Below are 10,648 nucleotides of genomic sequence, written 5' to 3'. Positions count from 1 at the left end.
TCCCGGCGGTGCGCTGGTCGCGCCGTGCGCCGCGCCGTGGCGAGCCGTGACGTGGACGGCCAGGCCGGAGCCGAGCCGGGTACCGGACCCGTTACGGGCCCGGTACGAACCGGATATCCGCCACGGAATGCCGCCGCACCATAGGTGCAGAACGCCGCATTATTAGGTGCAGAACATTGCCGTGGTGGCGGCTGTCACCTACGGCTTCCGGATTCGTGGGTGGTTTTCGCTGTTGGTGCCGCGGTTTCTGCCTACGGGTCCCGGCTCAGCCTGCGTTGGCGTTTGAGCTCGGCCCGGTGTTTCTTGTCGGCCATGCGCCGTTGGACGGCGCGCGCCGACGGGCTGGTGGGGCGCCGCGCAGGCGGTGGGGGGCTGCTCGCCCCGCGCAGGATTGCGATCAACTTGCTCAGGGCGGCCTCCCGGTTGCGCAGCTGCGACCGGTGCTCGCTGGCGGTGACGGTGAGGACGCCGTCGACCAGCCGGCCCGCCAGCCGCTCAAGCGTCCGCCCGCGCAGCGGCCCGGGCAGGGACGGCGAGCGGCGGACGTCGAAGGACACCTCGACCCTGCTGTCCGAAGTGTTCACGCCCTGCCCGCCCGGCCCGCCCGACCGGGAGAACCGCCAGGCCAGATCGGACTCACGCAGGACGAATCCAGGGCGTACCTGCATGGGTGGGTAGGCCATTCTCCCATGGTGGCCCATCCTGGCGGCCGGGATTCCGGAAGGGCCGTGATCATAGCCACGGTCCGGGTGACCGGCCTGGCCGCCGGCTCATCCATGCGACCTTTGTATCGAGGCCGGCCCGGGTCGCGACTGCCGCGGCCGATGTGGGTATGACCGGCCATGAGCTGCTGATTTATCAACGATCGCGCACCATAGTGTCCCGCGTTACGCTCGAAAACAGCCACGGCGGGAGGGTTCCGGCATGACTACCAGGGGAGGACCCGCGTCCACTGTGAAGCGTCCGCATCTTGACGATCTTCTTGGCGGGCTCCTCGACGCCGGTACGTGGCGGTGCTGGGACCGCGCCCCCGAACAGCCCGCGCTGAGCGCCGCCTACGGCCAGGACCTGGCGCGGGCCAGTGAACGCAGCGGCGCGGACGAGGCGATCCGCACCGGCGAGGGCCATGTGGGCGGCCACCGGGTCGCGGTCGTGGCCAGCGAGTACGGCTTTCTCGGCGGCAGCGTCGGGATGGCCGCGGCCCGCCGGGCCACGGCCGCGATCAGACGGGCCACCGCGCAGCGGCAGGCCCTGCTGGCCCTGCCCGCCAGCGGCGGCACCCGCATCCACGAGGGCACCCCCGCCTTCCTCCAGATGCTGACGATCAGCAGCGCCATCGCCGAGCACCGGGCGGCGGGCCTGCCCTACCTTGTCTACCTGCGCCATCCGACGACCGGGGGCGTGCTCGCGTCCTGGGCCTCCCTCGGGCATGTCACGTTCGCCGAGCCGGGGGCGCTGGTCGGCTTCCTCGGGCCCCGAGTCGTCGAGGCGCTCACCGGCACGGCGCTCGGGCCGGACGCGCAGAGCCCCGAGACGCTGCGCCTGGCCGGCCTGGTGGACGCCCTCGTCACCCCCGAGGAGCTGCGGGAGAGCATCCAGCGGGTACTCAACGTCGTCGCGGGTGGCGGCGCTGCCGCTCCCCCGGGGCACGGCCCGGGGCACAACGACGTGGCGGGCCCGCCGGCCGGGCCGGCTGGCTCGGGGCCGTTCAGGATCACGTTGCCCGGTTCCCGGCCGGCTCGCAGCGGGCGGGATCCGTGGATGTCGGTGCTGGCCACCCGCGCGCCCGACCGTCCCGGCCTGCGCGAGTTCCTGGCGGTGGCCAGCGATGTCACACTGCTCGGCGCATCCAGCCTGGGCCGGGGTGTCAGCCAGGGGACGGACACGTCCGGTACGCCGATCGTCACCGCACTCGCCCTGCTGCGGGGGACGCCCTGCGTCGTCATCGGGCAGGACAGGTCGGCCCAGTGGCATCGGCGTATCGGCGTGGCCGATCTCGACGCGGCCCGGGACGCGGTGCGCCGGGCCGCTGACCTGCGGCTGCCGATCCTCACCGTCATAGACACCCCGGGCGCGGAGCTGTCGGAGGCGGCCGAACGCCACGGGATCGCCCCGGCGATCGCGCGTTGCCTGGCGACGTTGCTGACAACGCCGGTACCGACGGTGAGCGTGCTGCTCGGGCAGGGCACGGGCGGCGCCGCGCTCGCCCTGCTGCCGGCGGACACGGTCATCGCCGCCGAGGACGCCTGGCTCGCCCCGCTGCCGCCCGAGGGCGCCTCGGTGATCATGTATCGGGACGTCGGCCACGCCGCCGGCATGGCCCGCGGGCTGCGGATCACCGCCCACGATCTTCAGCGGCTGGGCGCGGTCGACCTGGTCCTGCCCGTCCCGGACGGCGGTGTGGACGGCGGCCCGAAGACGGCGGCGGACGTCCGCGGGTGGGTGGCCGGTCTCGCCGAGACCGCCGCCGCGTGCCTGCGCGCCGCCGTGGGGCTGGACCCGGCGACGAGGCTGGCGGCCCGCCGCGACCGCCATGACCAGCTGACGCCGTAACCTGACGCACCCGCGCGCCCACGAACGGCCCCGGCCCCGGACGGGGCCGGCTTCCTGGGCGTGGCCGGCCGCCCGGGCTCAGGAAGCCGGCCACGCTCAGGCGGGGGCCGGTCCGGGGCCGAGCCGGGGATCAGCCCAGGGCGATGTTGACGATCCGGCCGGGGACCACGATCAGCCGTTTCACCGTCCGGTCCGCGGTGTGCCGCGCGTACTCCTCGTGGCCGGCCACCAGATCGCGGACGGTCTGCTCGTCGGCGTCCGCGGGGACGTCGACGGTGAACCGTACCTTGCCGTTGACCTGCACCGGCAGCGTCACCGTGGACTCCGCCGCCAGCGAGGCGTCCCCCCGCGGGAAGGGGTGCCAGGCGAGCGAGCCGTCGTGGCCCAGCCGCGACCACAGCTCCTCGGCGATGTGCGGGGCCAGCGGCGCGACCATGAGGACCAGCGCCTCGGCGAGCGCGCGGGGCAGCCCGCCCGAGCCGCCGTAGCGCTTGCTGACGAAGTTGGTCAGCTCGATCAGGCGGGCCACCGCGGTGTTGAAGCGCAGGCCCGCGTAGTCCGCGTGGACGGCGAGGATCGTGCGGTGCAGCGCCCGGGTGGCCTCGGCGTCCGGCTCGGCGTCGGAGACGGCCGCCGTGCCGGTCGCCTCGTCGACGAGGTTGCGCCACAGCCGTTGCAGGAAGCGGTGGGAGCCGACGATGTCGTCGGTGTGCCAGGGCCGGTCCGCGTCCAGCGGGCCCATGGCCATCTCGTAGACCCGCAGGGTGTCCGCGCCGAAGCTGTCGTACATCTCGTCCGGGCTGACGCTGTTCTTCAGGCTCTTGCCCATCTTCCCGGAGCGCCGGTTCACCGGCTCGCCGTCGTGGGTGAACCCGCCGTCGCCGGTGCGGACGACCTCGGCCGCGGGCACGTACATGCCGCGGGCGTCGGTGAACGCGTCCGCCTGGATGTAGCCCTGGTTGAACAGCCGCTTGAACGGCTCCTTCGTCGAGACCAGCCCCAGGTCGTAGAGGACCTTGTGCCAGAACCGCGCGTACAGCAGGTGCAGGACGGCGTGCTCGACACCGCCGACGTAGAGGCCCACGCCGCCGTCGCCGGGCGGGCCGTCGGGGGTGTGCATCCAGTAGCGCTCGACCTCGGCGTCGACGAAGCGCTCGCTGTTCGTCGGGTCGAGGTAGCGCAGGTAGTACCAGCAGGAGCCGGCCCACTGCGGCATGGTGTTGGTCTCGCGCCGGTACGTCTTCGGCCCGTCGCCCAGGTCGAGGGTGACGGTGGCCCAGCCGGTGACCCGTGCCAGCGGGGGGACCGGGTCGCTGACGTCGTCGTCGGCCGTGGCCGTCGGCCGGAAGTCGGTCATCTCCGGCAGGGTGACGGGCAGCAGTTCGTCCGGGAGCGCGACCGGCAGGCCGTCGTCGTCGAAGACGACCGGGAAGGGCTCGCCCCAGTAGCGCTGCCGGGAGAACAGCCAGTCCCGCAGCCGGTAGGAGCGGGCGGCGCGGCCCGCGCCGACGTCCTCCAGCCAGCGGACCGTCGTCTTGATCGCGTCCGGCTTCGACAGCCCGACGAGGGACGGCGCCGCACCCGGCGCCGAGAGGTACTCTCCCTCCCCGGCGAAGGCGGCCGGCCAGGTGTCCGCCGCCGCGCCCGCGGGCACTCCGTGTTCGGTGCGCCAGTCCTCGCTCGGCGCGAGCACAGCAGGGACGGGCAGGCCGAACTGCCGGGCGAAGGAGAAGTCGCGCTGGTCGTGCGCGGGAACAGCCATGATCGCGCCGGTCCCGTACCCCATCAGGACGTAGTCGGCGAGGAAGACCGGGATATCGCTGCCGGTGACCGGGTTGGTGACGTACGCGCCGGTGAAGACGCCGGTGCGCGGGACCTCGTCGGTGCCGCGCTGACGGTCGCCCAGGCGGGCGGCGTACTCCCGGTAGGCGGCCACGGCCGCCCGCGGCGTCCAGGCTGCCCGGTCCGGCGCCGGGACGCTGTTGTCGGCTCCCGGGGCGGCACCGGCGGCGTCCCGCGGCTCGGTGCCCGGGGTGAGGGGCGGGTCGGTGAACGTCCAGTTGACGGGGGTGTCCGGCGGCCAGGTCCGCGCGGTCAGCGTGTCGACGAGGGGGTGCTCGGGGGCGAGCACCATGAAGGTGGCGCCGGCCAGGGTGTCGGGACGGGTGGTGAACACCTCGACGCGGACGTCGGAGCCGGCCGCGGGGAACTCGACCGTGGCGCCATCGCTCGGCCCGATCCAGTTCCGCTGCATCTGCTTGATGGAGTCCGGCCAGTCGACCAGGTCCAGGTCGGCGATCAGGCGCTCGGCGTAGGCGGTGATCCGCAGCACCCACTGGCGCAGCGGGCGGCGGAAGACCGGGTAGTTGCCGATGTCGCTGCGCCCGTCGGCGGTGACCTCCTCGTTGGCGAGCACCGTGCCGAGGCCGGGGCACCAGTTGACCAGCTGCTCGGAGATGAAGGCCAGCCGGTAGCCGTCCACGACCTGCCGGCGTTCGGTCGGGCCGAGCGCCGGCCAGGGCCGGTTGTGCGGGTTGGCGCTGCCCTTGGGGACGCGGGTGCCGGCGGCGAACTCGGCGACCAGCTCGTCGATCGGGCGGGCGCGGTCGGCCTGGTCGTCGTACCAGCTGTTGAAGATCTTCAGGAAGATCCACTGTGTCCAGCGGTAGTACGCCACGTCCGTGGTGGCGATCTCGCGGCGGGTGTCGTGGCCCAGCCCCAGCCGGCCGAGCTGGCGCCGCATGTTGTCGATGTTGGCTTCGGTGGTGACCCGCGGGTGCTGCCCGGTGTTGATGGCGTACTGCTCGGCCGGCAGGCCGAAGGCGTCGTAACCGAACGGGTGCAGGACGTTGTAGCCGGTCATCCGCAGGTAGCGGGCGAACACGTCGGTGCCGATGTACCCGAGCGGATGCCCCACGTGCAGGCCGCTGCCGGACGGGTAGGGGAACATGTCCATGACGAAGAACGGCGGCCGTCCGGCGACCTCGTCGAAACCGTCCGACAGCGGGCCCCGCGGGTTGGGGGAGTGGAACGTCCCCCGCCGCGACCACGCCTGCTGCCAGCGGCGCTCGATCTCGCCGGCGAGCCGGGCGTCGTAACGGAACGGCAGGTCCACGGCTCCGGCCGCGCCGCCTGTGACCGGCTCAGCGTCCACCGGCCGGGTGTCATCTTCACGCCCGGTGACGGTGTGGCCGGCGGCAGCGTCCCTGGTGTCCCGCGCGCCGGCGTCCCGCACGGCGTTGCCGTTGGTGCCGCTGTGCTCGACACGGCTGTGCTCGGTACTGCTGGTCATCTCTCATCATCCTCAGGTCAACCCGACCCGACCCGTCCCGCGGACCCTGCGGGAATCCGCGGATCACGACAGCGGAACCAGCTGTGCTGGCTCATGGCAGGCACACGCGGATGGTGTCGATCGTTGGTTCGAGCCTATCCGGAGCCTGTGAACCGGGGCTGGCAGGCCGGGCCGGAAGGCCCGGAAGGTATGGTGCCCGCCAGCGGGTACGAGAGCCGAAGGTACCGGACGCAGGCCAGGCCGATGCCGGCCGCGATCAGGTGGCCGGCGGCGGTGAAGTCGCGGGTGCGGACCGCGGCGAGGACGAGCGGCGCCAGCAGGCCGCCGACCAGCGGCCACCGCCGGTGCGCCCGTGCCGTGGCGGCGAGCACCGTGGCACAGGCGATCAGGCCATAGCTGGCGCCGACGTCGACGGCCTCGGTGACATGCCCGCCGACAAGCCCGGCACGTTGGCCCAGCAGCAGCCCGCCGGCGACGAGCAGGCTCGCTCCGACATGCCCGGAGGCGAACACGCCGAGTGCCGGTCGGGGGCCGGCCACCCGTTCCAGCGGCGCGAGCAGCGCCGCCACCGCGGCGGCCGTCTGCGGGAACGTGCCCCTTTCGAGCCAGAACGCGCTGGCCACCAGCACGTACAGCGGGCGGCTGCGCAGCCCCGCGAGGTTGGTGGACCGGCTGCGCAACAGGCGCTGGTAGGCGTCCTGGTCGAGCCGGTGGACGACCGCGAGCACGGCCGAGGTGACGCTCAGGACGCAGAGATAGGCCATGGCCAGGGGCGCGGCCCGCCAGGCCCGGGCCAGCGGGTCGTCCCGGCTTGCGGACGCCGTCCGCCGTACCCGCGGCCAGGTCCGCGGCAGCGGGCCGGGACCTGGGCCGGGACCTGGGCCGGGACCTGGACCGGGACCTGGACCGGGACCTGGGCCGGGACCTGGCCGTAACCGCGCCCGGGACAGCGCGATCTGTAAGTAGGACGCGGTTTGTGGGTGAGAAGACGCGGAATGTAAGTAGGGCGGCGCGGAGGTCGCCCTGCAGGTCACCATCCGGTCGACTGGCACCATAAAAGGTTCCAAGCGCCCACGGCCCGCTGAACTTCCCGACGGCGGGATGCTGGGTACATGCCGAACCGTCTAGCCGAGCAGACCTCGCCGTACCTCCTCCAGCACGCCGACAACCCGGTCGACTGGTGGCCCTGGGGGCCGGCGGCCTTCGCCGAGGCCACGGCCAGGGACGTGCCCGTCCTGCTGTCCGTGGGGTACGCGTCCTGCCACTGGTGCCATGTGATGGCGCACGAGTCGTTCGAGGACCCGGACACCGCGGCGATCATGAACGAGCACTTCGTCAACATCAAGGTCGACCGGGAGGAGCGGCCCGACGTCGACGCCGTCTACATGGACGTCACCGTCGCCCTCACCGGCCATGGCGGCTGGCCGATGACGGTGTTCCTCACCCCGGCCGGGGAGCCGTTCTTCGCCGGCACCTACTTCCCGCCGGTGCCGCGGCCGGGGATGAGCTCGTTCCGGCAGCTTCTCGCCGCGGTCACGCACGCGTGGCGGACGCGGCGTGACGAGGTGGCGGCCTCCGGCGCGGACATCGCGCGCCGGATCGCGGCGGTGGCGTCGGGGCCGGCCGGCCCGTCGGCCGGGCTCACCGGTGACCTGCTCGACATCGCCATGTCGAAGGCCGCGCGGTCCTTCGACCCGGAGCACGGCGGCTTCGGGCCGGCGCCGAAGTTCCCGCCGTCCGCGCTGCTGGAGATGCTGCTGCGCCACCACGCCCGCACCGGGGACGCCGCCAGCCTGCGGATGGTCACCACCACCTGCGAGCGGATGGCCCGCGGCGGGATCTACGACCAGCTCGCGGGCGGGTTCGCCCGTTACAGCGTGGACGCCACCTGGACGGTCCCGCACTTCGAGAAGATGCTTTACGACAACGCCCAGCTCCTGCGGGTGTACCTGCACCTGTGGCGGGCGACCGGGTCCCCGCTGGCCGAGCGGGTCGCCCGGGAGACAGCCGCCTTCCTGCTGCGCGACCTGGGGACCCCGGAGGGCGGTTTCGCCTCGGCGCTGGACGCGGACACGGCCGTCCCCGCCGGGCCCGGCACCGGCGGGGACGGCTCGTCCGGGCACGGCGCCGGTGGGCTCAGCTCCGCCGGGCACGGCGCCGGTGGGCACGGCGTGGAGGGCGCCACCTACGTGTGGACGCCGGCCGAGCTTGTCGACGTCCTCGGCCCGGCGGACGGCGCCTGGGCCGCGGACGTCTTCGGCGTGACCGCCGCGGGCACGTTCGAGCACGGCACGTCCGTCCTGCAGCTGCGGGTGGACCCGGACGATCCCGGCCGGTTCGCGTCGGTGCGCGAGCGGCTCGCGCGGGCCCGGGCGGCCCGCCCGCAGCCCGCCCGGGACGACAAGATCGTCGCGGCCTGGAACGGGCTCGCGATCGCGGCGCTCGCCGAGGCCGGCGCGCTGCTGGCCGAACCGGCCTGGGTGACCGCCGCCACCAGCGCCGCGACACTGCTGCGCGACGTCCACCTGGTGGACGGCCGGCTGCGGCGCACCAGCCGGCACGGCCGCGTCGGCGCGAACGCCGGGGTGCTGGAGGACTACGGCGACGTGGCGGAGGGCCTCCTTGCCCTGCACCAGGTCACCGGGGACGAACAGTGGCTGGCGCTGGCCGGTGACCTGCTGGCGGTCGCCCGGGCCCGCTTCGCCGCGGACGACGGTGGCTTCCACGACACCGCCGACGATGCCGAGCGGCTGCTGCGCCGGCCGCGGGACCCTTCGGACTCGCCGACGCCGTCCGGCCAGTCCGCGGCCGCCGGCGCGCTGTTGACCTACGCGGCGCTGACCGGTTCCGACGAGCATCGCCGGGCCGCCAAGCGCGCTCTGGAGGTGCTCGCCCCGCTGCTCGCCGCGAACGCGTCCTTCGCGGGGTGGGCTGGGGCGGTCGGCGCGGCACTGCTGGCCGGCCCCGCCGAGGTCGTCGTCGTCGACCGCCCGGACCTCGAGCGGACGGCCCGGCTGACCACCTCACCGGGCGCGGTCGTGGTCACCTCCGGGCCCCTGGCTCGAGGACGGGGCACAGCGGGGGTCTACGTGTGCCGGGGCTTCGTCTGCGAGCGCCCGGTGAGCACCGTGGATGCGGTGCGTGACCAGCTGGGAGTCCGGCTCGTCCTGCCGGCGACCGGCTGAGCGTCTCGCGGGTACGCCGGGCGTCCTGACCCCTGGACGTGGCTCTGGAGATGTTCGTAAGCGATACCTCGTAAGTGGTACCCATTGCCATGTATCTTCTGTAAGTATGTAATCAAACGGGGTGCGAGACGCCTGGAAGCCCGCACCGGACGCGGACCGCGAGGAGGCAGACATGGTGGGTGCGCGTGGACGTGGTTTCGGCCGCTGGGGTGAGCGTGAGCAGGTGCCGCCCGCGGACGACGCGCCGGCGTGGTTCGTGGGCAGGCTGCCCGACACCTGGTTCACCGGTGCCGCGACGGTGACCGTCGACCGGGACGAGATCGTGGTGGTGGGGACGATCCCCGCCGCGGAGCTGGAGACCGATGACCCCACCGCGGTCGCCGCCGCCGAGTCCGGCCGCATCCGCCGGTTCCGCGAGCAGACCAGGGACGACCGGATCGCGATCGCCCAGGAGGCCGAGCGGCGCTACGGGCGCAAGGTGGCGTGGGGGGCGGCCGCGGGCGGGACGACCGAGTTGTTCACCACCCTGTCCGTTCCGGTGATGACCAGGCTCCGGCAGCCGGAACGCCAGGTGCTCGACACGCTGGTCGACTCCGGGGTCGCGCGCAGCCGGAGCGACGCGCTGGCCTGGTGCGTCCGGCTGGTCGGTGACAACGCGCAACCGTGGCTGGCCCGCCTGCGGGAGGCGCTGGAGAAGGTCGAACAGGTCCGCGCGGAGGGGCCGGAGCTGTGAGCCCGCATGCCGCCCCGGCCGGCGGGCCCGTGGGATAGCAGGCTTTCGGCCAGACCATTCCCATGTTATGTTGCGTAGATTGCCAGAATGACGGCAATATAGTGACATGTCGCCGCGACGATGGTAAACGCGTGAAAAACCTCGTGGTAGCCGAACGTCCGCGGAGCCGGGTTGGGGCGCCGGGACGCGTAGACAAATGCCCCGAGGCTGTACAGAACGCCACCGGCGAGGATCAGGGCCAGCGCCGCGACGCCGGCGGTGCGCAGCAGCTCGGGTATGACGAAGACCGCCACCCAGCCGAGGGCGATGTACAGCGGCACCATCAGGAAGCGCGGTGAGTGCAGCCAGAGCATCCGCAGCCCGATACCGACCGCGGCGCCGCCCCAGACCACCGCGAGTATCGTCCGGGCGGTCCGCGGCGGAAGCGCGAGCAGGGCCAGTGGTGTGTAAGTCCCGGCGATGAAAACGAAGATCATGGAATGATCGAGCCGTTTCATCAGAGATCGCGCGCGTGATGTTGCCCACATCCTCCGGTGATACAGCGCGCTCGTGCCGAACAACATGGCGATGCTTAGCGCATAAACACCCACCGCCACCCGTGCACGGAACGTCGTGGCCAGCGTAATGGCGATGACGCCGAGTGCAAGGCTGACCGGGAAGGCGCCCGCGTGCAACCATCCGCGCATCCTTGGTCGCACCAGGTCGCTTGGATGGTGACGGAAGTCGCGGCCGGGTGCGGTCGTGGTCACATGGTCACCGTATCTTGCGCCCGTCATGGTTACCAGTGGGCGTCGTTGATCGGCTTCTCGCGGGCTTCGTGACGGAAGATTTGCCCGATTGCGGTGGCTCGACCGCGCGACTGTTGGAAGCTCCCAAGGTAGAGTC

At 72.9% G+C, this 10,648-nt stretch carries 7 protein-coding genes; 3 read left to right on the top strand and 4 right to left on the bottom strand.

The annotated features are described in order from the left end of the window. Positions 1-251: 251 nt before the first annotated feature. Positions 252-668 (bottom strand): alternative ribosome rescue aminoacyl-tRNA hydrolase ArfB, encoded by a 417-nt coding sequence (arfB, locus tag NBW84_RS03065; protein WP_250281492.1) that lies wholly within the window; start codon positions 666-668, stop codon positions 252-254. A gap of 256 nt (positions 669-924) precedes the next feature. Here arfB and NBW84_RS03060 point away from each other — a divergent pair, with 256 nt between their 5' ends. Beyond that, positions 925-2,553: a carboxyl transferase domain-containing protein gene (locus NBW84_RS03060; protein ID WP_250281490.1), complete on the top strand. Its 1,629-nt coding sequence runs from the start codon at positions 925-927 to the stop codon at positions 2,551-2,553. A gap of 130 nt (positions 2,554-2,683) precedes the next feature. Here the strand turns inward: NBW84_RS03060 and NBW84_RS03055 are convergent, their stop codons facing one another. Together NBW84_RS03055 and NBW84_RS03050 are read right to left on the bottom strand one after the other, a co-directional pair. Next, on the bottom strand, positions 2,684-5,845 hold the full coding sequence (locus NBW84_RS03055; protein ID WP_250281488.1) for a class I tRNA ligase family protein: 3,162 nt from the start codon (positions 5,843-5,845) through the stop codon (positions 2,684-2,686). A 134-nt stretch (positions 5,846-5,979) separates the two neighbouring features. Further along, positions 5,980-6,882, bottom strand: a complete 903-nt coding sequence (locus NBW84_RS03050; RefSeq protein WP_445548617.1) for a rhomboid-like protein — start codon at positions 6,880-6,882, stop codon at positions 5,980-5,982. 75 nt (positions 6,883-6,957) lie between these two features. On the opposite strand from NBW84_RS03050, the gene NBW84_RS03045 reads away from it, so the two are divergent. Then, a complete protein-coding gene (locus NBW84_RS03045) occupies positions 6,958-9,030 on the top strand; it encodes a thioredoxin domain-containing protein (RefSeq protein ID WP_250281485.1) in 2,073 nt (690 codons plus the stop codon). 172 nt (positions 9,031-9,202) lie between these two features. Then, positions 9,203-9,763 (top strand): hypothetical protein, encoded by a 561-nt coding sequence (locus NBW84_RS03040; protein WP_250281482.1) that lies wholly within the window; start codon positions 9,203-9,205, stop codon positions 9,761-9,763. A 65-nt stretch (positions 9,764-9,828) separates the two neighbouring features. Here the strand turns inward: NBW84_RS03040 and trhA are convergent, their stop codons facing one another. Next, positions 9,829-10,449 (bottom strand): PAQR family membrane homeostasis protein TrhA, encoded by a 621-nt coding sequence (gene trhA / locus NBW84_RS03035; RefSeq protein ID WP_445548248.1) that lies wholly within the window; start codon positions 10,447-10,449, stop codon positions 9,829-9,831. Positions 10,450-10,648: the final 199 nt, after the last annotated feature.

Origin of the sequence: Protofrankia sp. CiP1_Cm_nod2 (genome assembly GCF_920664355.1) — a bacterium.
Lineage (GTDB): Bacteria > Actinomycetota > Actinomycetes > Frankiales > Frankiaceae > Protofrankia.
Note: the sequence above shows the minus strand (reverse complement) of the source record. Positions and strands in the feature narration are given on the sequence as shown.